This is a genomic window from Noviherbaspirillum sp. (genome assembly GCF_035254865.1).
Classification (GTDB): domain Bacteria; phylum Pseudomonadota; class Gammaproteobacteria; order Burkholderiales; family Burkholderiaceae_D; genus Noviherbaspirillum.
Map to the genome: position 1 here is coordinate 208,662 of NZ_DATFAF010000075.1, position 22,143 is coordinate 230,804.

Here is a 22,143-nt window from a genome sequence, read left to right on the forward strand (position 1 = left end):
TTAAGCTCGACACATCGGATTTGCGCGATGAAGTTCCGAAGATGAGTCCCTGTTTCAGCACGATAGGCTTTTGAATGAAAATGAGAATTATAATTGTCTCACCTTCTTGTTGATATTCGTCATGTCGCTGCTTGATCTCCAGAACATTTCCTATGCCTACCATCGCCATCGCGTCGTAGATGGATTGTCATTCCACCTGATGCCGGGCGTAATCGGTTGTCTGCTCGGCCCGTCCGGCTGCGGAAAGACGACTGTCCTGCGCTGCATCGCAGGCTTCGAGCAAGTCAGTGGCGGCACGATCCGGCTTGACGGCAAGGTGGTCAGCGATCCGCATACGCATATGCCCACGGAACAGCGTCGTGTCGGCATGGTGTTCCAGGACTACGCCTTGTTTCCCCATTTGAGCGTGGCTGACAATATCGCATTTGGATTGCGCGGCGACCGTGCCGAGCAACGCCATTCGCGCGTGTCGGAGCTGCTGGCAATGGTCGACCTTGCCGGCGAGGGAGGGAAGTTTCCGCATCAATTGTCTGGCGGGCAGCAACAGCGCGTGGCATTGGCGCGCGCATTGGCACCCCGTCCCCGACTGCTCTTGCTGGACGAGCCTTTTTCCAACCTCGATGTCGACCTGCGCGAGCGACTGGCGTCGGACGTTCGCAGTATTTTGAAAGCGGAGGGAACCACTGCGATTCTTGTGACGCATGACCAGCATGAGGCATTTGCGATGGCCGATGAAGTCGGCATCATGCACAACGGGCACATCCAGCAATGGGATACGCCGTATAACCTGTATCACAAGCCGTCCAACCGTTTTGTCGCGGATTTCATCGGGCAGGGCGCATTCCTGCCCGGTGAAGTGCTCGACGCCGGCCACATACGCATTGAGCTGGGCGTGCTCTCGAGCACGGCATTGGCGGAAGAGGTTGGGCAGTGTTTAAACTGTCGCGTCAGCGTGTTGTTGCGACCGGACGACGTGACTCATGATGACGCCAGCGGACTCAAGGCGGAAGTCGTCGCCAAGGCCTTTCGCGGTGCGGAATTCCTGTACACGCTGAAGCTGCCAAGCGGAGCGCAAGTGCTCTCACTTGTGCCGAGTCACCACAATCATGCCATAGGCGAGCAGATCGGTATTCGGCTGGATGTCGATCATGTCGTCGCTTTTCACGACACCGACCCTCTTGGTCATCCTGTGCAGTGTTCAACTGTCAAGCAAGAAGCACAAGTACAGTAACAGCAACGTGATGGCACACTCCACTTGACAAAAGAATGACTGTACGATCCAAGTCCGGGCATTTTGACATAGATCAAGGTGTCGCTTTGTACCCCAAACGTACACTGCAACCGAGTCTAGGAGCGCCCCATCTCGGGGCGTGCGACAGCAGGAGTGAACTATGGCAGTACCGGCAAGCGCAATTCCCATTACACCTTCAGTGCTCTTCGATGCAGGCTTGATTCGCAAGTTGAGCCAGCAAGGGCCGCGCTATACATCGTATCCGACCGCAGACCGCTTCACGGAAGACTTCCGCGTGGGCGATTATCTGCAGGCCGTAAACGGTGTGCGGGCAATGGGAGCACGCAACCCGCTGTCGATCTATGTGCATATTCCGTTCTGCGACAAGCTCTGCTACTACTGTGCCTGCAACAAGATCATCACCAAGAATCGCAGCAAGGCCGACGAGTACCTGACCTATCTGAAGCGCGAGATCGACATCCAGGGCAAGTTGTTTGCAGCGATGAATCATGTCGAGCAATTGCACTTCGGCGGCGGCACACCAACCTATATCTCCGACGAGCAAATGGCCGATCTGCTTGCGCACATCCGCAAGTGGTTTCGCTTCGCAACGGATGATGCCGGCGAATATTCGATCGAGATCGATCCGCGGACGGTGTCGCCGGAGCGTGTGCATTCGCTGCGCGCGCAGGGCTTCAATCGCATCAGCCTTGGTGTGCAGGATTTCGACCCCGACGTGCAGAAAGCCGTCAACCGTATCCAGCCGGAAGAGCAGACTATATCCGTGATGCAGGCTGCACGCGATGCGGGTTTCCGCTCCATCAGCGTCGATCTGATCTACGGTTTGCCGAAGCAGAATCTGATCACGATGGGCCAGACCCTGAGCAAGGTGATCGCGGCGAATCCGGATCGCATTTCGCTTTACAACTATGCGCATTTGCCGCATCTGTTCAAGCCCCAGCGCCGCATCGCGGAAGCGGACCTTCCGCATCCGGAGACCAAGCTGGACATGCTCGCCCTGAGCATCAGGCGATTGACCGATGCGGGCTACGTATACATCGGCATGGATCACTTCGCCAAGCCGAATGACGACCTGGCCATCGCGCAGCGCCAAGGGCGCCTGCATCGCAATTTCCAGGGCTATTCCACCCATGCGGAAGCGGAAATGGTTTCCTGCGGCGTCTCTGCCATCAGCGCTGTCGGGTCTACCTATAGCCAGAATGAAAAGACGCTGGAAGCCTATTACGAGCGCCTGGAGCAGGGCGAACTGCCGATCGCGCGCGGCATCAAGCTGAGCGTCGATGATCTGCTGCGCCGGATCATCATCCAGATGCTGATGTGTAATTTCGAATTGTCCATACGCTCGCTCGAGTTGGCCTATCCGATCACCTTCACCGCGTATTTCGCCGCCGAAATCGAAAAGCTGCGCGCGCTGGAGGCCGACGGCTTGCTCAGCATCGATGCCGAATGGCTGACCGTGACTCCGAAGGGCCGTCTGCTGATCCGCAATATCTGCATGGTGTTCGACCGCTACCTGAATACCAAGCAGGAAGCCAAAGTCGAGCGCTTGCGGTACTCCAGGACGATCTGATGTAAGCTGTCGCTTTTTTGCGGCGGCAGGCTCCCGCCCGGACCCATTCCCTGTCCGGGCTCGCATTTCTCATCCAGTGACAGATTTGCATTTAATCTCCGTTTTCCTGATCGGCTTGCTTGGCGGCGTGCATTGCATCGGCATGTGCGGCGGGATCGTGAGCGCGTTTTCGGTCGCTTCGAAGCGGCGTCCGTTTCCGGTCGCCGTGACCAATGGCTCCGGCGCCGTGGCGCACGCGGCCGTGCTTGACGACGCCATGCGCGTCGTCGCCTACAACACCGGACGCATTGCCAGTTATGCCATTGCCGGCGCCATCGCCGGCGGCGTTGCGCAGGGCGTGCGCACTTTTTCCTTCGTCTCCTCGCTGCAGATCGGCGGCTACTGGCTGGCCAACCTGATGCTGATCGCGCTCGGCCTTTACCTGATGGATGTCTGGCGCGGCCTCGCGCAGCTCGAAGCGGTGGGGCAAGTGCTGTGGCGCAAATTGCAACCATTGATGAAGCATCTGCTTCCCGTTGACAGTGCGGCAAAAGCCTTCGCCCTCGGCGGATTATGGGGCTGGGTGCCGTGCGGCATGGTGTACAGCGTGCTGCTGACCGCCATGCTCAGCGGCTCGGCGCTTTCCGGCGCAATGGTCATGTTTGCCTTCGGATTGGGAACCTTGCCGGTGCTGCTGACCATGGGCATGCTGGGCGCGCGCCTGCAGGCCTGGACGCGCAAGCGCTGGGTGCGCGTGGCGAGCGGCATGCTGGTATTGGCCTTCGGCCTGATCGGGCTGGTGCGCGCCGCCAACGGTTTGTCGCTGGGCTGGCTCGACGCGGTATGCATCACGCCGCAGAGCTTTTCCCACGGAGCGCATTGATGGCTGCGACCATGTCGTCGGTTGCCGAGCCGTGTTTCCACTGCGGCCTGCCGGTGCCCTCCGGTTCGCACTGGCGCGTCACGATCGCCGGTGTGCCGCGTGCGATGTGCTGCCCCGGCTGCGAAGCCGTCGCGCAGACTATCGTCGATAGTGGCCTGACCGATTACTACACCACGCGCGAGGGCTATTCCACTCCGGCCGACAAGGACGCACTCATTCCCGAAGAGCTGCGCCTGTACGACGCGCCCGAAGTGCTGGAGCAGTTTTCCGGTTCGGCGAACGCGCAGGGCGACAGCTGCGAAGCGGTGTTTTCCATCGACGGGATTCGTTGCGCCGCCTGCGTGTGGCTGATCGAACGCCGGCTTACGCACGTGCGCGGCATCGAAAACATCAACCTGAATGTCGCCACCGAGCGGCTTCACGTGCGTTGGCAAAAAGACAGTTGCAAGCCGAGCGACATCCTGCGCGCTGTGCGCGAGGTCGGTTACGCCGCCTATCCGTACGATGCAGTCCGCCATGGCGAGCAATTGCAGCGCGCGGGCAAGAAGATGTTCCGGCAGCTCTTCATCGCCGGATTGTCGATGATGCAAGTCATGATGTATGCGGTGCCGGTCTATCTCGCCACCGATGGCACGATGGACGCCGACATGGAGGCGCTGATGCGCTGGGCCAGCCTGCTGTTGACCCTGCCGGCGGTGTTCTATTCGGCACTGCCGTTCTTCAAGGGCGCGTGGTCGAATCTGAAGGCACGCGCGCTCGGCATGGATGTGCCGGTTGCGCTCGGCATTGCCGCGGCATTCATCGGCAGCGTCGCATCCACCATCAGCGGCAAGGGCGATGTGTATTTCGACTCGGTGACGATGTTCATTTTCCTGCTCTTGTGCAGCCGCTATCTGGAGCTGATGGCCAGGCGCAAGGCGGCATCGGCGCTGGAAAAGCTGCAGCACGCATTGCCGGCGTCGGCGGCGCGCATGGCCGGCTTTCCCGCCGATCGTACGACCGAAGTGGTGGCCGCATCGCAGCTTGCCGAAGGTGACATGGTGCTGGTCAAGCCCGGTGAAGCGATTCCTGCCGACGGCATGATTGTCGAAGGATCAAGCGCGATCGATTTTTCCCTGCTCACCGGCGAGAGCCATCCGCAAGCGAAATCCGTGGGCGATCTGCTGCCCGGCGGTGCGGTCAATGCCACCCAGGCAATCGTTGTGCAGGTCTGCAAGTCCGCGCGCGAAAGCACCTTGTCGATGCTGGTCAAGCTGATCGAGCGGGCAGGGCAGGCCAAGCCGCAACTGGCATTGTGGGCCGACAAAGTGGCCGGCTGGTTTGTTGCCGCATTGCTGCTGTTCGCGCTGGTTGTCTTCGGCGTGTGGCAATGGGTCGATCCGTCGCGCGCCTGGCCGATCGCCGTCGCCGTGCTGGTGGTGTCGTGTCCCTGTGCACTATCGCTTGCTACGCCGAGCGCGCTGGCAGCTGCCACCGACCGCCTTGTCCGGCAGGGCGTATTGGTGGTGCAGCCGCATGTGCTGGAAACCCTGTATCGCACCACGCATATCATTTTCGACAAGACCGGGACGCTCACGACCGGCAAGCCGGCGCTGCGCCACATCGCCCCTCTGGGCGGCGAAGCGATCGAGCATTGCCTGCAACTTGCCGCCGCCCTGGAAGCGTCGAGCGCGCACCCGCTTGCGCTGGCCATACTGGAAGCGGCGCGCGCAACAGGCGTGGCGCCGGACGGAAGCAGCGCAAGCGATTTGCATTACACCGCCGGCCAGGGGTTGGAAGGTGTCATGGGCGGCATGCGCTATCGCCTGGGTTCGGCGGCTTTCGTCGCGCAGCTGACGAATTCCTCCGCACCGCTTGCATCGGATGACAGTCTGACACCGGTCTATCTCGGTTGCGCCCAAGGGTGGCTCGCGCGTTTCGATCTGGCCGATGCAGTGCGCAGCGATGCGAAGCAGGTGGTCGATCATTTCAAGGCTGCCGGCAAGCAGGTCATCCTGCTCAGCGGCGATCAACAGGCGGTGACGCAGCGCGTGGCCAGGGATTTGGGCATTCCGCTCGCCTACGGCGAATTCCTGCCGGACCAGAAACTGGAATTCGTCCAGCGCCTGCAGGCGGAGAGGGCAGTGGTTGCGATGGTCGGCGATGGCATCAACGATGCGGCCGTATTGCGCGTGGCCGATGTCTCTTTTGCCATGGGCAGCGGCGCGGCACTGGCCCAGACGCATGCCGATACGGTCTTGTTGTCCGGCCGGCTTTCCGCGATCTGGGACGCCAACACGGCTGCCGCAAAGACCATGTCGGTCATCAAGCAGAACCTGGCGTGGGCCAGCGTTTACAATCTCATCGCGATTCCCGCAGCGGCGCTGGGCCTGCTCAATCCCTGGCTGTCGGGCATCGGGATGTCGCTGAGCTCGGCAATCGTTGTCGTCAATGCATTGCGCTTGCGACGCGTGCCGCGCGGGGCGTCCACGCCGCAAGCCGCCGTTGCGCATCTCAACAACCAGGCCGCGTGACGGTGCAAGGAAACCATGGAAGCTCTCTATCTCCTCGTCCCCCTGAGCATTGTCGTGGTGTTCGCCGCGATCTGGATCTTCTTCGCTGCGTCGGACAATGGTCAGTTCGACGATCTGGTCGGGCCTGGCATGCGCATCCTGCAGGACGATGATCGTCCTGCAGCGGCATCCGAGGCGGATGACGCAAAAAAAGGCGACGGCGAGAAGGCCTGAAGTCTCGGTCCGCCTGATCCCTCCTCAGCGCTTGCTTCTTCCCTGATCCACGCCGTAAAAATCATCCGGCGGCCACTTCTCGCGCTTCCGGATTCGTCCCGTTTTGTCAGACCCGCAGGCAAATTTCCGGGCACTTTTGTCCAGCCAAAAGCTAGGAAAAAGATTCTAAAAAACTACCCGAAAATCCCTATCGTCAGAGTGGTGTACTTGATTTGAGTCAATTTGATTCACATCAAGGTTTTTCAGAGGGCGGAAATATACCCTGCCCCCATCAATGTTACTAACCCTGGGAGATCGTACGTGGATACATCACTTAGCTACAACTACAAGGTCGTCAAGCAGTTCGCGATCGCTACTGTAGTGTGGGGCGTGGTGGGCATGTTGGTCGGCGTTTTCATCGCCGCGCAGCTAGCCTGGCCAGCCCTCAATTTCGATATCGCCTGGTTAACTTATGGCCGCTTGCGACCATTGCACACCAATGCGGTCATCTTCGCATTCGGCGGTTGCGCCTTGTTCGCGACCTCCTACTACGTGGTCCAGCGTACCGCGCAGGTCCGCCTGTTTTCCGACGGGCTGGCGGCGTTCACGTTCTGGGGTTGGCAAGCCGTTATCGTTGCAGCCGCGATCACTCTGCCGATGGGTCTGACCACCGGCAAGGAATATGCAGAGCTCGAGTGGCCGATTGACATTCTGATCACGCTCGTCTGGGTGTCCTACGCGATCGTCTTCTTCGGCACGCTGGTCAAGCGCAAGGTGCCGCACATCTACGTAGCCAACTGGTTCTTCGGCGGCTTCATCCTCGCGGTCGCACTGCTGCATGTGGTGAACAGCGCCGAGATGCCGGTTTCGCTGACCAAGTCCTACTCCGCCTACGCAGGCGTGCAGGACGCGATGGTGCAGTGGTGGTACGGCCATAACGCGGTGGGCTTCTTTCTCACGGCGGGCTTCCTCGGCATGATGTACTACTTCATTCCGAAGCAAGCTGAAAAGCCGGTGTACTCCTATCGCCTGTCGATCGTGCACTTCTGGGCGCTGATCTTCACCTACATGTGGGCGGGCCCGCACCATCTGCACTACACCGCGCTGCCTGACTGGACGCAATCGCTCGGCATGGTGTTCTCCCTGATTCTGCTGGCACCTTCCTGGGGCGGCATGATCAACGGCATCATGACCCTGTCCGGCGCATGGAACAAGCTGCGCACCGATCCGATCCTGAAGTTCCTGATCGTGTCGCTGTCCTTCTACGGCATGTCGACCTTCGAAGGTCCGATGATGTCGATCAAGACCGTCAACGCGTTGTCGCACTACACGGACTGGACCATCGGCCACGTGCATGCCGGCGCGCTGGGTTGGGTCGGCTTCATCACCATGGGCTCGATCTACTACCTGATTCCGCGCCTGTCCGGCAAGACCGAGATGTGGAGCAAGCGTCTGATCGAAGTGCACTTCTGGGTGGCTACCATCGGCATCGTGCTGTACATCGCCTCGATGTGGATTGCCGGTGTGATGCAGGGCCTGATGTGGCGCGCGGTCAATTCCGACGGCACGCTGACCTACACCTTCGTGGAATCGGTCAAGGCGACCTTCCCGTATTACGTGATTCGCTTCAGCGGTGGACTGCTGTACCTGGCCGGCATGGTAATGATGGCCTACAACACGTTCATGACTGTGCGCGACGGCAAGCCCGTTACCGCGCGCATCCCCTCAGTCGCCGCACACGCTTGAATCAAGGAGCAAGGAATGAAATTTTCACATGAATGGATTGAGAAGAACCCCTGGCTGCTGATCATCTTGATCGTGCTGGTGGTGAGCGTCGGCGGCCTGGCTGAAATCGTGCCGTTGTTCTTCCAGAAATCGACCACGGAACCGGTCGCGGGACTGAAGCCGTATTCCGCGTTGCGCCTCACCGGACGTGACATCTACGTGCGTGAAGGTTGCTACAACTGCCACTCGCAGATGATCCGCCCGTTCCGTGCCGAGACCGAGCGTTACGGCCACTATTCGGTCGCTTCCGAATTCGTCTACGACCGTCCGTTCCAGTGGGGCTCCAAGCGTACCGGCCCGGATCTGGCGCGCGTGGGTGGCCGCTACAGCGACGAATGGCATCGCACGCACCTGAACAATCCGCGTGACGTCGTGCCGGAGTCGAACATGCCCGGCTATCCGTGGCTCGCAACGACCAAGCTCGATCCGGCATCGGTGGCGCCGAAGATGCGCGCGCTGCGCAAGCTCGGCCATCCCTATTCGGATGAAGAGATCGCGGCAGCACCCAAGGAACTGGAAGGCAAGACGGAGCAGGATGCGTTGATCGCCTACCTGCAAGGCATGGGCATCCTGATCAAGTCTGCGAGGTAATCATGGACTTAGAAGGCATGTTTCTCGATGCACGCAGCTTGTTCACCGTGCTGAGCTTCCTCACCTTCATCGGTATTGTCCTCTGGGCATACAGCTCGCGCCGCGGCGCAGACTTCGAAGCGGCAGCCAATCTGCCGTTCGCCGATGAAAAGGATATCCAAGTTTCGGAGAAATAAAAAATGGCAGACTTTACAAGTGAATTCTGGAGCGTCTACATCGCGATGCTGGCTATCCTCGGCATCGCGGGATGCGCGATCCTGTTGTGGGCGCAATCCAAGGCCAAGGTGGTGGTTTCCGGCGACGGAAAAGAGATGCAAACCACTGGCCACAGCTGGGACGAAGGACTGGCCGAGCTGAACAATCCGATGCCACGCTGGTGGATGTGGATGTTCTACATCACCATCGTGTTCGGTGTCGGTTACCTGTTCCTGTATCCCGGCCTCGGTTCTTATGCGGGCAAGCTCGGTTGGAAATCGACCGGCGCGTACCAGGAAGAACTGAAAAAGGCGGATCAGGAATTCGGTCCGATCTTCGCCAAGTACCAGAAGATGGACCTCAAGGCAGTGGCTGCGGATCCGCAGGCGCATGCAATCGGCGAACGCTTGTTCCTCACCTATTGCGCGCAGTGCCACGGCTCCGATGCCCGCGGCAACAAGGGCTTCCCGAACCTGACCGACAATGACTGGCTGTACGGCGGTGCGCCCGAAACGATCGAGACGACCATCCTCAACGGGCGCAATGGCATGATGCCTCCGATGGGTGCTGCACTCGGTTCCGACAAGGATGTGGAAAACGTCGCGAACTATGTGCTGAGCTTGTCCAATTCGGCACACGACCCGATCAAGGCCGCATTCGGCAAGGAGAAGTTCGGCGCGTGCGCGGCATGCCACGGCCCGGACGGACACGGCAATCAGGCGATCGGTTCGGCCAATCTGACCGACAAGATCTGGCTGTACGGCGGCAGCAAGGAAACCATCATGGAGACCATCAACAAGGGCCGTACCAACACGATGCCGACGTTCAAGGAATTTTTGGGCGAAGGCAAGGTCCATCTGCTGGCGGCTTACGTATGGAGCCTCTCCAACGACAAATCGACCGTCACGCAGAAGTGATTCGGTTCAAGTAGTGAGTGAAATTTGATGAGTGAACCTGCACCAAAGGTTTCGGTAATTAGGATGTATCAGGCTCGCGAGGAGATTTATCCTCGCGAGGCGAAAGGCTGGTACGCCAACTGGCGCTGGGTCTGCGTATGGCTGACCCAGCTTGTTTTTTATGGCGTGCCCTGGCTGTCATGGAACGGGCGGCAAGCCGTGTTGTTCGATCTCGGCGCGCGCAAGTTCTATATCTTCGGCGTCGTGTTGTGGCCGCAGGATTTCATTTATCTTGCGCTGCTGCTGATCATCTGCGCCTATTCGCTCTTCCTCTTTACGGCGATAGCCGGACGCCTGTGGTGCGGCTACGCCTGTCCGCAAACGGTCTACACCGAAATCTTCATGTGGATCGAGCGCAAGATCGAGGGTACCCGCAGTGCCCGCATGCGGCTCGACAAGCAGCCGATGTCCGCTTCCAAGTTTGCCAAGAAATCGGCCAAGCATCTGATCTGGGGCGCAGTCGCCTTGTGGACCGGCTTCACCTTCGTCGGCTACTTCACGCCGATCCACGTGCTGAGCGAGAAAGTGATGACGCTCGGAATGGGTCCGTGGGAGTGGTTCTGGATCCTGTTCTACGGATTCGCCACCTACGGTAATGCCGGCTGGATGCGCGAGCAGGTCTGCAAGTACATGTGTCCGTATGCGCGTTTCCAGAGTTCGATGTTCGACAAGGACACGCTGATCATCACCTACGACAAGGAGCGTGGTGAACCGCGCGGCGCACGCAGCAAGACGGCAGGCAAGTCTTCGCTGGGCGACTGCATCGACTGCTCGATGTGCGTTCAGGTTTGCCCGACCGGCATCGACATCCGCAACGGCCTGCAGTACGACTGCATCGGCTGCGCGGCCTGCATCGACGCCTGCAACTCGGTGATGGACAAGGTCAACGCTCCGCGCGGCCTGATTCGCTATTCGACCGATAACGCCATGCGCAACCACTTCACGCCGAAGCAGATCCGGCAACGCGCAATGCGTCCGCGCGTGCTGATCTACACCGGCATCTTGCTGCTGGTGGTGGCAGGCTTCTTCGGCTCGCTGCTGACGCGTACGCCGCTCAAGGTGGACGTGATCCGCGACCGCGGCGCGATGGGACGCGAGGTGGAAGACGGCATGATCGAGAACGTCTATCGCTTGCAGATCATGAATACCGACGAACGTCCGCACCGCTACAAGATCAGCGTGTCGGGCATCGAGTCGATCGCGCTGGCTACGCCGAGTGAAGTCGAACTGCCGGCGACCGGTTCACGCGCTGTGCCGGTCCGGGTGCGCGTAGCGCACGGCAAGGGCAACACCGGGTCGAACAAGATCGCATTCGAGGTCGAGGCGTTGGACGACGAGAGTGTGGAAGTGAAGGAAAAAGCGGTATTCATCGTACCGCGTTAGTCAAGTTCTGGAGATTGTTATGCAAAGCACGGCATCTGTTTCGAATCGCATCAACGCCAGCAAGCCCTGGTATCGCCATCCGTGGCCATGGCTGCTGATGCTCGGGCCGCTGGTGGTCGTCATCGCCGGGTCCTATACCGCGTGGCTGGCGTTTACGCGCCAGGACGCGCTGGTCGTCGATGACTATTACAAGCAAGGCAAGGCGATCAACCAGGACCTGCGACGCGACCGGGTTGCCGCCTCCATGCGCCTGAAGTTGAATATCCGCTACGACGTGGCGGCGGGCATCTTGTCCGGAACGATTTCCAACCTTGCCCAGCCGGACGCGAGGAAGCTGGAGCTGAGTCTGTTGCACTCCACCTTGCCGTCGAAGGACATGCGGCTGGAGGTTCGGCCGGATGCGCAGGGCAATTTCTCGGTAGCGCTGCCGATGCTGGACATGGCACGTTGGCAAGTATTGGTGGAAGGCGAGCAGCGCGATTGGCGGCTGAACGGCGTCTGGTCCTGGCCGCATGAGCGTGAAGTCGAAATCCGCGCGGAGGCGTCCTGATCAGCAAGACAATGCAGCGAAAACGTTCTCACAATCCTGAATGGTTTTCCCGGTTTCGGGAAACATTTTTGCAATCGGAATGTTGTGCTGATAGACCGAATTGATGTACCTTGTCAATACACAAGAAGTACATTGGGTCTCAGCTGAAAGGAGGGTAGGAGGATGGCGCGACTGCTGATGGTCGTTTTATGGCCGTCGTTTTTAGTGGCGATAGTCGCGGAAGGTTTCTTTTTCTCGCTGTTCGATCCGCATGAACTGGCAGCGATCAGCCAGCATATGGATCTGCCGCCCGTGGCGACATACACACTGGGGTTTTTCTGCTTCTGGCTGTTTTGCGCATTGGCGAGCATGTTGACGTACTATCTGATCAGTACGCCAAACGACCAAGGGTCGCCTTTCTAGCATTGGCGCCCAATGTGAAAAAGCCGTAGTAAGCCTTTTCAAGCAAGGCGTACTACGGCTTTTTCCTTTTTGTCAGGCCGGAATGTCTAGCCGCAAGTCTTGGTGCCTGCGGCGACCGCTTTCAGGGTGGCGGGATCCAGCAATTCCAGTTCGCGGTTATTCACCTTGATCCAGCCTTGTTTCTTGAACTTGGAAAGCAGACGACTGATGCTTTCGATCGTCAATCCGAGGTAATTGCCGATCTCTTCGCGCGTCATGCGCAGCTGGAAGCTGGTGGAAGAGTATCCGCGGGCCGAATAGCGCGATGACAGGTTGCTCAGAAAGGCTGCGAAGCGCTGTTCTGCACGCATGTTTCCCAGCAAGAGCATGACGCTTTGCTCACGCGTGATCTCCTGGCTCATCATGCGGTGGAAATGATGCAGCAGCGTCGGCATTTCACCGAACAGGGATTCCAGCCGCGAGAATGGAATTTCGCAGACTTCGCTGTCCTCCAGCGCAATCGCATTGCAATGGTGGCGATCGGTGCTGATTGCATCCATTCCGAGCAGTTCGCCCGCCATCTGGAAGCCGGTAATCTGCTGATCGCCGCTCGGATTGATTTGATGCGTCTTGAAGTGCCCGAGACGAATCGCATACAGATTGGTGAAAGGATCGCCCACGCGATACAGGTGTCCATCGCGCGGCACCTTGCGTCGACGGCCGATGATCTGATCGAGCTTGTCCATGTCTTGCAGTTGCAGGCCCATGGGAAGGCAGAGCTGATGCATGCTGCACGCGGAACAGCGCGCGCGCAGTTCCTGCACGTTGACCGGACTCGGTTTTGGAAACGGGACAGGCTGGTTCATTTTACCGGGGTTGAGGCGATGCAGAATCATGGTGTGCTCGGTTTCGGTTCTCATCTTTAGGGCTTTCTCATCGGGCTCCGAATTGAGCCAGGTCAAGAATAACCATGCAAGTCCCGTACCAAGTGCTAAACGCGTAAACAAGTTGACAAATCAAGTGCAGCTCGCAGCTTTGCTTCCCGCCAACAAAACGATAATGGCATGGTTCGGTTGGCAGAGCAGGCGCTGCAGCGTCGCAAACGATCCGCGCCGACCGTATTTTATGTCGAATTGAACAGCCGCACACAGAGCACATCAACAGGACCACGCACATGCTGACCGAACGCGAAATCGAGAGCTGCTATCTGGGGCAATTCATCCCTTTGCACTACCACCACAACATGCTGATGGATGGTCGTCGCATGCAGGGATTCAAGGCAGCGATCGAACACGCGGTCTTTCCCGGCGCGAAAGTATTGGAGCTGGGCGGCGGAACCGGCGTGTTGTCATGGTTCGCCGCGGCGAAGGCGGAAAAGGTGTGGTGCGTGGAATTCAATCCGGATCTCGTTACCGAGGCGCGCCGCCTGCTTTCTCATAACCGGGAAGGTCACAAGGTGGAGGTGATTCACGCCGATGCCTTCGAGTACTTGCCGCCCGAGCCGGTGGACATTGTCATTTGTGAAATGATTCACGTGGCCATGCTGCGCGAAAAGCAAGTCGAAATGATCGAGTCCTTCAAGCGGCGCTACCGCGAGCGTTTTGGCGGAAAACTGCCGGTGTTCATTCCGGAAGCTGCCATCATGGCAGTTCAGCCACTTTGCCAGGAATATTGCTTCGAGGGTTATCACGCGCCGATCGTGCAGTTCCAGGAACCCGCCGCGATCTCGCCGGGCAGCAGCGAATTCGCTGCGCCCGCTGTCTACAGTATTCTCGATTTCAACCAGCCCTGCGATATCGCGATTCAGTGGCAAGGTGCGTTCACGATGACGCAGGCGGGCACGGTCAACGCTCTGCGCTTCATTACCAAGAACATCCTCGCGGTGCTGATGGAGCAGGGAACGACGATCGACTGGCTCAATCACTACCTGGTGTTGCCGCTGGCTACGCCTGTGCAGGTGCTCGCCGGCGATGTTCTGCACGTGAGTTTCCAATACCGGGCGGGCGGCTCCATTCCGTCCTTGCAAAGTGCCATGCATGTCGAACTGCTTCCCGCAACAGCGGTCGCCGCGCGATCCGAGCATTGCCTCGCCGCGGCATGACCGTATGCTGTCGCGATTCCCGGAATTGCGACAGCAGCATGCTCAGTTTTTCTTTAGATTAAGAAAAATATTGAACGCGAAAATCACGATGCCGAGCGCCGCCACGATTTCCGATGCCGCCAGGACGGGAATCGCGGCGCGCTGACCCAGCAACAGCAAAGTCAGGGCGATCGTCATTACCGGCAGCGAGAGGTTGGTCATCCAGAAATGGAGCTTCGCCAGCCGGTTTATGCCTGCGTGCGGGTACACGCTATACACGAGGCCTGCCAGCGCCATGGTGGCCCATCCGAGCAGGTTGACGTGCACGTGCACCGGGCGCAGCGTGAAGTTTTCGCTGGCGCCCATCGCGATACCGAGGGCCACGCCGACAATCAAGTAGAGGACTGCCATCCTCAGCCAAATAATGCCGACAGGTGAAAGTGATTTTTGCGGGGTCTGAAAGCTGGTTTGCATGGTTTCTCTCTGTTGAAAATCAAACGGTCTGTGCTTCGGGTTCCAGCGCATGCGGCTGGCTTCTTCCCATGAGCTTGTTCGCTGCGGCGACGACGTCCTGCACTTGCGGCATGAATGCCTGCTCCAGCACATAGCTGGACGGCGCCGGCGTATCCGGGCTGGTGAGACGCAGCACCGGCGCCTTGAGGGAGGTCAATGCGTGTTCCGCGACGATCGCGCTGATCTCGGCGCCAACCCCGCACATGCGGCCGGCCTCGTGGACCACCAGCAGACGGCCCGTCTTGCGAACGGAGCGCAGGATGGCATCTTCATCGAGCGGTTTGAGCGAACGCAGGTCGATCACTTCCGCCGAGATGCCGGATCGCGCCAGTTGCCCGGCCGCCTGGATGCAGGTGCCGACCATCTTTGCGTAGCTGACGATCGTGAGGTCCGAGCCCTCGCGCGCGACGGCTGCCTTCCCCAGCGGTACGACATGCTCGTCTTCGGGGACCTCACCGGGTACGTGCGTGAGCGGCATATCGACAAAGAACAGCACGGGATTGTCGTCGCGGATCGCGGCTTTCAATAGCCCTTTGAAATCGGCTGCGTTGGAGGGCATCACCACTTTCAATCCCGGGCTGTGCACGAACCAGGCTTCCAGGTTGTGGTTGTGCTGCGCGCCTATGGTCCAGCCGCCGCCTGTCATGGCGATCACCACCATCGGGAAGGAGAACTGCCCGCCGGACATGTAGCGCAGCTTGCCGGCGCTGTTGACGATTTCATCCATCGCAAAGCAGAGAAAGGGTGCGAACAGCAGGTCGACCACGGGACGCAAGCCGGTGGCCGCGGCGCCGGCTGCAGTTCCGGCGATGATGCCTTCGGCCAGCGGCGTGTTGCGGATGCGGCGCGGTCCGAATTCGTTCAGGAGATCGGTTCGCTTGGTGGCGACGCCTTCGCCGAACATGACGACGCGCGGGTCGCGCCGCATTTCTTCGGCCAGCGCTTGCGTGACGGCTTCAGTGACGGTGATTTGAGACATGGCGTTACTCCTCATGCGTAGACATCGGTGGTCAGTTCGGACAGTTCGGAGAAGGGTGAATCGGCGGCAAACGCAGCGGCGCGCTCGATGACGGCGGCGGCGCGTTGTTCCATGCGCGCGATATCCGCCTGACTCAGCGTTCCCCGCTGCAGCAGGCGGTCCTGCATCAATGCGATCGGATCCTTGGCGCGCCATGCCGCCAGTTCTTGCGGATCGACATACGATTGATCGTCCGGCTCGAAGTGTCCGCGCAGGCGGTAGGTATAGGTTTCGAGCAGGAAGGGCTTGCCCGACTCGCGTATGCGCGCAATTGCATGGATGGTCGCGGCATGCACCGCTTCCACGTCGTTGCCGTCGACCGTGCGGCTTTCCATTGCATAGTTGCGAGCCCAGTCGCTGATATGGTCGACCGCCATGGTTTCGTTGCGATGCACATAGGCTTGCCACTGGTTGTTTTCGCAGACATACAGGATCGGCAGATTCCACATGCTCGCCAGGTTCAGCGATTCATGAAAGATGCCTTCGCACGCTGCGCCGTCGCCGAAAAAGCAGGCGACGATGCCGTCCTGCGCAAGCATGGACATGGAGAGGCCGACGCCGGTGGCCAGCGACAATTCGCCGCCGACGATGGTGGAGGTCAGTATCACGCCATGCTCTTTGGCGGAGATATGCAGCGAACCGCTCTTGCCTTTGCAGTAGCCGGTGCGGCGGCCCATCACTTCCGCCAGCAGGCGCCCCGGATCGGCGCCGCGCGCCAGCAGGTGACCGGCGCTGCGATGGTTGGTCAGGATGCGGTCGTCCGCACCCAGTGCGCGCACCACGCCAACCGCGGAGGCTTCCTGTCCGACCGAGGTGCAGGTGCCGGCGATGCCGGTGGCTTGCAGCGCGGCGAGTTTTTCTTCATATGCCCGGATCAGCATCATGCATTCCAGCATGGATACCGGGCTGTTGCCGTTGGAGTGTTGCGTCATGATCGTCCTTCATCAAGAGTGTTGAAACTGATGTGCGGACGAAGTCTACTGTGCAGCGCAGCGAAAAAAAACGGCGGTTTTCGGGCTTAAGATTTTTTTAAGATTTATTGAATGAAGTTTTAGGAATTGCCGGGTGCCTGCCGGCGAAATCCTGTCCGGATTTCAACAACCTGCAGGCAACGGAAGGGAAACTGCGGGGAAAAAGGTGCGGGCGGCATGCGGATGAATCAGGCTTCGGACAGGCGTATCGGACGATCCACACGCAGGCGGAAACGACCGCGCCCTGTTTTCTCGATCCGGATCGCGGCATTGCGTTCAATCAAGCGCTTGCCGAGCAGGATCAGGCGGGCCTCCAGGTTGTCGCTCACGTCGGGCAGTCGCACGCGGGAATCCAGGCGCAGTTCGCGGTTGGTGAATTCGGTACGTTGCTTGTCGGCGTAATCGCGCAGTAAGGTCCAGAAGATCGAACCGGCAACGCCCTTGATCAGATAATCGTCGCCAAGAAATACGCTGTCGTTTTCCGGAAAGTGGCGAATCACCAGCGGCAATCCCTTGGTCGGGGCAGGATCTGCGGACGCGGACGGCGCATCCTCGCTGCTTTCTGCAGCCTGCTGCAACAGATGCATCGCCATGCCGAGCTGACCCGCCAGGCTGACCAGCGCATCCTCATCGTCGTACGTGAAACGCAGGTCGCGTGGGCTTTCGACATAGAGCACGCCAAGCAGGCGCTGCGATGCGCGGATGGGCACCGCGAGCTGGCTGCGCGACTCGCGCAGGCCCGGCAGCGGAATCTCGGTTTCCAGCGCGCCGGCCCAATCGCTGTGCGCCGTGCTTTCGCGGATCGCGCGGCTGTATGCGTATTCGGAATTCATATGGCCGATGCGTATCGGCGTACCTTCGCGCGCGGCCACGCCGATCACGCCTTGCCCGAGAGGGATTTCGGAGCCGACGCCGGATTCCTCGTAGCCCTGGCTGGCCACCGTGTACAGGCGCTGGCTTGCCTCATCGAGCATCAGCACCATGGTGTGATGGATGCCGAACTGGCGGTCGAGGCAGGACAGGGTTTCCGATAGCAGCTTCTCCAGGTCAGTGCAGGACGCCAGCCGCTCGGTGCATGTCCGCAGCGCGGCCAGCAGATTGTGTTGCGGCGGTGGTGCGGGCAGGGATTCGCCGGGCAGGCGCTCGATATCAAGCACGTGAAATACATCGGAGCCGAGCAGGCGGAACACGCCGCTCATGCCGGTATGCGAGGCGATGCCCGCCAGCTTGGCCTTCATGCTCTCGAACAGCGGGCCGGAGGTTTCAGTGCGCAGGTATTCGAGCGAAAGCCGATATTGCGCGGCTGTCAGCGGACTGGTCACGACCAGCGCGGCGCGCGGATTGACCATGATGTTCTGGCGCGTCTTGTTGAAGAACTGGTAGGAGAGCGCGACGTGGTCGCTGTCCACGAACTGCACCTGCGACAGGTACGCGATATTCGGCGTGCCGTCCGGCGACGCGGTGGCCACCGTGCCGGGAATCACGCCTTCGAGGCATTCGCGAATCGCATCGACCTTGATCGTCATGGCTGCCTCTGCAGAGGTTCGCCGGCTTTCGGCCCGGGCGTCTGCGAAAATGCCGCGTACGGTGTGAAGCTCAGGCTGACGATGTCGGCGGACGGACGTGTAAGGAGGGTGCCGACCAGGACTTCGGCGTGGCCGAGCGGCGAAACCTGCCGCATGAACGCGGTGCGATAGTCCGCGAGGATTTCCTGGTCGCCCTCGACGAGCCCTCCGACGACGACATCCTTGCCTTTCACCTGCACGGTACGATGCGTCGACGGTTCACTGAAGACAACGGCAATCGCGCCGTTGTCACGCACGCATTTCAGTACCGGGGCAGCTTGTGTCGCAGAGATGAAGACAGTGATGCTGCGGCGATCCGGCGACACACGGCATCCGATGGCGCGCGCCAGGGTCGGGATATTGTGGCTGTCGCAGGCCGCGACGCCGATCCCGACGCCGCGCTGCATGAAGTCGGCATGGTCGGCATCGATAAGCGGTTCGGAAGAGGATGGCATGAAAATGTGGAAATATTGCGCTGAACGTTAAAAATCCGGCAATGTCATTTTGCTTGCACAAATCATAGCGTCGAATGCAGAACGCGTCACGCGGCAGCTCACCTTCTGATAGAGTTTCGCCATGAGTAAATTGACATTGGATCGCATATTGCAGACGCAGGGTTTCGGCACGAGAAAATGGTGCCGCAGCCTGATCGAGGACGGAGAGGTCGCAGTTGGCGGCGAAACCGTGACCGACTATCGCGCAAGTTTTGAAACTGATGGTCTTGCATTCGCCGTGTTCGGCGAGGAATGGCTGGTCCGCGAGCACGTCTACCTTGCACTGAACAAGCCGGCGAACTATGAATGCTCACGCAAGCCGAGCCATCATCCGGGCGTGCTGACACTGCTTCCGGAGCAATTCACCTGGCGCGACGTGCAGCCGGTCGGACGGCTCGACCATGACACCACCGGCCTGTTGCTGATGTCCGACGACGGCGCCTTTATCCATGCGCAATCGTCTCCAAAACGCCACGTTCCCAAACTGTATGTCGCCACAACCGATGGGCCGGTGACCGACGCGCTGGTGGAGCAGCTACTGGCAGGCGTTCAACTGCATGATGAACCCGCACCGCTTGCCGCGAGCTCTTGCCGCCGCCTCGATGAGTACAGTATCGAGATCGTTCTCGAGCAGGGAAAATACCATCAGGTCAAGCGCATGCTGGCCGCCGCAGGCAATCATTGCGTTGCCCTGCGCCGCAGCGCGATCGGCAAACTGACGCTGGACATGCTCGACCTCGATGTGGGAGAGTGGTGCTATCTTGACAAGCCGGAGCTTGAACTCCTTGTTCCGGAGTGAGCATCAGCCTCGCGCATACTTCATGACTTGGATGAAGTTCGGCGTATAAATTGCTGCTCCTTATGCACATTCTTGTTCCTGCTGGGATATGATTTGCAGCTAATATATTGCTCAACGATCCGTTGAACCACGACAGGTATGGCAGACACAGAATACAAGCGTCTCATCCACTCCGCGAAGGACAAGGCACTGTTCGGCTTCCTCGCCGTTGTGCAGCGCACCATGCAGGATGCCGACAAAGGGATTGTCGATCTGCTACTGGCGGCAAAGTCCGGGCTGGATCAGACGGCGCTGACCTCCGTCCGGCATTTTCTGCGCCAGGAGGGCAATGTTTTTCTGCGGCGCATCGACGTGCTGTTCCGCAATTACCTCGAACGTGCATTGCAGACCATGTATGTCGATCTGCGCTCGGGCATGCGCAAGCTGTCTGCCGACGAGTTGTCGCTGATCGACGATGAAGTCGTCAATCATCAGATTGAAGTCGGGCGGCTGACCGAGCGCATGCGCGAAGCCAACGAGGAGGCGATCGGTCGGCTCAACGTGATCATCGGCCAGATGCACGGACAGCACGAGGCGCGCGAGCGCGAAAATCCCTTTCGTCCGTATCTGCTGGCACGCGCGTTGTATGAGGCGATCCGGGAAAGCGCCGACGATGCCAAGGCAAAGCTCTTGTTCGACCATCTGTCGAACGCGATGATTCAGCACCTGCCGGGCTATTACAGCGCGATTCGGGATGTCTTCGAGTCAGCCGGCATGCGCGGCAGGTTTCATGCGCAGCGGTCGAGGGCGGCACATCACCAGCGCTATTTCGGCGCTCCGCCGGGCGGTGCCGGAATGCCTGAGCACCTTAATGCGCGCATTGTCCCCGGTCTGCAACGCTTGTCCGAAACAATGCAGTCCGAGGCGAAGGGCGGCACCGACGCGGCTGCCGGGGAACAACCCGCCTCCGTGCAGGATTTCATCAGGAAGATGTTCAATCCTTCCAGGACGCATGGAACTCAGGGCGGCGATGGGTTGTCTGGCGCGGCGAGCAATCCGCTTGTCAGTCAGCTCAATAAATTCCAGAGGATGGAAGCGGTCGGACAAGCGATCGGCGAAGGCATGGAGTCGGGCAAGAATCAATTGTCGGCGCTGCGCGAGAAGATCAATCTGGACAACGCATCCACCATGGAGCGCATGACGGTGGAAGTGGTGTCCATGCTGTTCGAGTTCATTCTCGAGGACGAGCAGATTCCGGCGGAGTTGCGTACGCTGATCGGACGTTTGCAGATCCCGATCCTGAAGGCTGCGATCCTGGAACCGGATCTGATGCATGACGAAGAACATCCGGCGCGGCAGTTGCTGAACCGGATGAGCTCGGCTGCGGTGTCGGCCGATACGACGTCGGCGACAGGAAAGAATCTCGCGGCGGAAATTGACCGGATCGTTCGCAAGATTCTGGAAGAATTCGAAACCAGCACGACGATTTTTGCCATCAGCGCACAGGAATTCGAACACTTCCTCACCGAGCATCTGCGGCAGGACGACAGCCAGACGACGCGCGGCATCGAAGCAGTGGAAGCCTCGGAGAAATTCAGCGTCCTGCTGAGCAACACCACCAATTCCCTGTGCGACGTGTTGTTGCCGCTGAACGCGGACAAACGCATCTCCGACCTCATCATTAATATCTGGCCGCATGTGCTGGTCCATGCATCGTGGCGCGATCTCGAAAAGCAGATTCCGCCCGAGCAGACCGACAGCCTGTTCCAGCAATATCGCGACGTTCTGCCTGATCTGCTGTGGAGCATTCAGGAAAAGCAGAATCCGCAGGAGCGCAGCGCGCTGATGCGGCTGCTTCCGCAACTGGTGAAGCGCTTGCGCGAAGCGCTGGTGCTGATTCAGTTGCCCGACGATGAAAGCGCGCAGATACTGGACCAGCTGGTGGCCTTGCACACGCAGGTATTGCGGGGAGCGCAGGGCGGCAGCAAGGAGATGCCGAGCCTGGAAGATTTGCGTCAGGCGTTTTCACGCTTGATGGTGAGCTGGGATCGCGCATCGTGGGGCTTGAGCGAACCGCCCCAGCCGCGCGCCTCGGTGATCGAGGATATCTTTGCCCGATTCGGGGTGCAGGCCCAGCTCAACGTCGGCGTGAATTCGCCCGCCACATCTGCCGCCGACAGGGAATTTCTCGCACAAACCTACTTGCTCGGCACGCGTGTCGAGTTCAGCGCTCCAGACGGCACCATGCTGCCGGGCCAGCTGGTCTGGGTCAGCACGCATCGCTCGCTCTATCTGTTCAAGAAGGAGCGCGATGCGAGTCTTGTGCTCTTTACCTTTGCTTCGCTGCTGGAGGCATTGAATAACGAGGAAGTCGTTCCGGTCGAATACGCGCCGGTGTTCGAGCGGGCCGTGGAATCGCTCCTGTTCGGCGCGGGCAGCATCGGCGACACCGTTCTCTAACTTCACCGCTCGTCGACGCCCGCAGCACCATCGG

Annotated in this window: 21 protein-coding genes; 15 read left to right on the forward strand and 6 right to left on the reverse strand. The window is 59.6% G+C overall.

Features of this window, described 5'->3' with window-relative positions:
* Nucleotides 1-121: 121 nt before the first annotated feature.
* The 12 genes from VJ651_RS18380 to VJ651_RS18435 all read left to right on the forward strand — a co-directional run bounded on the left by VJ651_RS18380 (nt 122) and on the right by VJ651_RS18435 (nt 12,251).
* The gene (locus VJ651_RS18380) at nt 122-1,231 is read left to right on the forward strand and encodes an ABC transporter ATP-binding protein (RefSeq protein ID WP_324108827.1); all 1,110 of its coding nucleotides are present in this window, start codon (nt 122-124) and stop codon (nt 1,229-1,231) included.
* A gap of 160 nt (nt 1,232-1,391) precedes the next feature.
* On the forward strand, nt 1,392-2,822 hold the full coding sequence (hemN, locus tag VJ651_RS18385; protein ID WP_324108828.1) for an oxygen-independent coproporphyrinogen III oxidase: 1,431 nt from the start codon (nt 1,392-1,394) through the stop codon (nt 2,820-2,822).
* 76 nt (nt 2,823-2,898) lie between these two features.
* Nucleotides 2,899-3,684: a sulfite exporter TauE/SafE family protein gene (locus VJ651_RS18390; protein WP_324108829.1), complete on the forward strand. Its 786-nt coding sequence runs from the start codon at nt 2,899-2,901 to the stop codon at nt 3,682-3,684.
* The gene (locus VJ651_RS18395) at nt 3,684-6,197 is read left to right on the forward strand and encodes a heavy metal translocating P-type ATPase (protein WP_324108830.1); all 2,514 of its coding nucleotides are present in this window, start codon (nt 3,684-3,686) and stop codon (nt 6,195-6,197) included. The genes VJ651_RS18390 and VJ651_RS18395 overlap by 1 nt, the downstream gene beginning before the upstream one ends.
* A gap of 15 nt (nt 6,198-6,212) precedes the next feature.
* Nucleotides 6,213-6,410, forward strand: a complete 198-nt coding sequence (gene ccoS / locus VJ651_RS18400; RefSeq protein WP_324108831.1) for a cbb3-type cytochrome oxidase assembly protein CcoS — start codon at nt 6,213-6,215, stop codon at nt 6,408-6,410.
* A 300-nt stretch (nt 6,411-6,710) separates the two neighbouring features.
* The gene (ccoN, locus tag VJ651_RS18405) at nt 6,711-8,135 is read left to right on the forward strand and encodes a cytochrome-c oxidase, cbb3-type subunit I (protein ID WP_324108832.1); all 1,425 of its coding nucleotides are present in this window, start codon (nt 6,711-6,713) and stop codon (nt 8,133-8,135) included.
* A gap of 15 nt (nt 8,136-8,150) precedes the next feature.
* Nucleotides 8,151-8,765 carry a cytochrome-c oxidase, cbb3-type subunit II gene (ccoO, locus tag VJ651_RS18410; protein ID WP_324108833.1) on the forward strand — a complete coding sequence of 205 codons (615 nt, stop codon included), beginning with the start codon at nt 8,151-8,153 and terminating at the stop codon, nt 8,763-8,765.
* 2 nt (nt 8,766-8,767) lie between these two features.
* Nucleotides 8,768-8,941: a cbb3-type cytochrome c oxidase subunit 3 gene (locus VJ651_RS18415; RefSeq protein ID WP_324108834.1), complete on the forward strand. Its 174-nt coding sequence runs from the start codon at nt 8,768-8,770 to the stop codon at nt 8,939-8,941.
* Nucleotides 8,942-8,944: 3 nt separating this feature from the next.
* Nucleotides 8,945-9,877, forward strand: a complete 933-nt coding sequence (gene ccoP / locus VJ651_RS18420; RefSeq protein WP_324108835.1) for a cytochrome-c oxidase, cbb3-type subunit III — start codon at nt 8,945-8,947, stop codon at nt 9,875-9,877.
* Between the two features lie 27 nt (nt 9,878-9,904).
* Nucleotides 9,905-11,299: a cytochrome c oxidase accessory protein CcoG gene (gene ccoG / locus VJ651_RS18425; protein WP_324108836.1), complete on the forward strand. Its 1,395-nt coding sequence runs from the start codon at nt 9,905-9,907 to the stop codon at nt 11,297-11,299.
* Nucleotides 11,300-11,318: 19 nt separating this feature from the next.
* Entirely contained in the window at nt 11,319-11,849 is a 531-nt protein-coding gene (locus VJ651_RS18430; protein WP_324108837.1) for a FixH family protein, read from the forward strand.
* Nucleotides 11,850-12,011: 162 nt separating this feature from the next.
* The gene (locus tag VJ651_RS18435; protein WP_324108838.1) at nt 12,012-12,251 is read left to right on the forward strand and encodes a hypothetical protein; all 240 of its coding nucleotides are present in this window, start codon (nt 12,012-12,014) and stop codon (nt 12,249-12,251) included.
* 86 nt (nt 12,252-12,337) lie between these two features.
* On the opposite strand, the gene fnr is transcribed toward VJ651_RS18435, so the two are convergent.
* Nucleotides 12,338-13,096: a fumarate/nitrate reduction transcriptional regulator Fnr gene (gene fnr, locus VJ651_RS18440; RefSeq protein WP_324108908.1), complete on the reverse strand. Its 759-nt coding sequence runs from the start codon at nt 13,094-13,096 to the stop codon at nt 12,338-12,340.
* A gap of 308 nt (nt 13,097-13,404) precedes the next feature.
* On the opposite strand from fnr, the gene VJ651_RS18445 reads away from it, so the two are divergent.
* Complete coding sequence (locus VJ651_RS18445; protein ID WP_324108839.1) at nt 13,405-14,331, forward strand: methyltransferase domain-containing protein; 927 nt, start codon at nt 13,405-13,407, stop codon at nt 14,329-14,331.
* 42 nt (nt 14,332-14,373) lie between these two features.
* On the opposite strand, the gene VJ651_RS18450 is transcribed toward VJ651_RS18445, so the two are convergent.
* The 5 genes from VJ651_RS18450 to VJ651_RS18470 all read right to left on the reverse strand — a co-directional run bounded on the left by VJ651_RS18450 (nt 14,374) and on the right by VJ651_RS18470 (nt 18,832).
* Entirely contained in the window at nt 14,374-14,835 is a 462-nt protein-coding gene (locus tag VJ651_RS18450) for a hypothetical protein (RefSeq protein ID WP_324108840.1), read from the reverse strand.
* Entirely contained in the window at nt 14,804-15,802 is a 999-nt protein-coding gene (locus tag VJ651_RS18455; RefSeq protein WP_324108841.1) for an alpha-ketoacid dehydrogenase subunit beta, read from the reverse strand. Before VJ651_RS18455 ends, VJ651_RS18450 begins: the two co-directional genes overlap by 32 nt.
* Before the next feature lie 11 nt (nt 15,803-15,813).
* Entirely contained in the window at nt 15,814-16,773 is a 960-nt protein-coding gene (locus tag VJ651_RS18460) for a thiamine pyrophosphate-dependent dehydrogenase E1 component subunit alpha (protein WP_324108842.1), read from the reverse strand.
* A 227-nt stretch (nt 16,774-17,000) separates the two neighbouring features.
* Complete coding sequence (locus tag VJ651_RS18465; protein WP_324108843.1) at nt 17,001-18,338, reverse strand: GAF domain-containing protein; 1,338 nt, start codon at nt 18,336-18,338, stop codon at nt 17,001-17,003.
* Nucleotides 18,335-18,832, reverse strand: coding sequence for a hypothetical protein (locus VJ651_RS18470; RefSeq protein ID WP_324108844.1), 498 nt, complete (start codon nt 18,830-18,832; stop codon nt 18,335-18,337). The genes VJ651_RS18465 and VJ651_RS18470 overlap by 4 nt, the downstream gene beginning before the upstream one ends.
* A gap of 121 nt (nt 18,833-18,953) precedes the next feature.
* Between VJ651_RS18470 and VJ651_RS18475 the strand changes: the two genes are divergently transcribed.
* Together VJ651_RS18475 and VJ651_RS18480 are read left to right on the forward strand one after the other, a co-directional pair.
* The gene (locus VJ651_RS18475) at nt 18,954-19,670 is read left to right on the forward strand and encodes a 16S rRNA pseudouridine(516) synthase (RefSeq protein ID WP_324108845.1); all 717 of its coding nucleotides are present in this window, start codon (nt 18,954-18,956) and stop codon (nt 19,668-19,670) included.
* A 138-nt stretch (nt 19,671-19,808) separates the two neighbouring features.
* Nucleotides 19,809-22,109 carry a DUF1631 family protein gene (locus tag VJ651_RS18480; RefSeq protein ID WP_324108846.1) on the forward strand — a complete coding sequence of 767 codons (2,301 nt, stop codon included), beginning with the start codon at nt 19,809-19,811 and terminating at the stop codon, nt 22,107-22,109.
* Nucleotides 22,110-22,143: the final 34 nt, after the last annotated feature.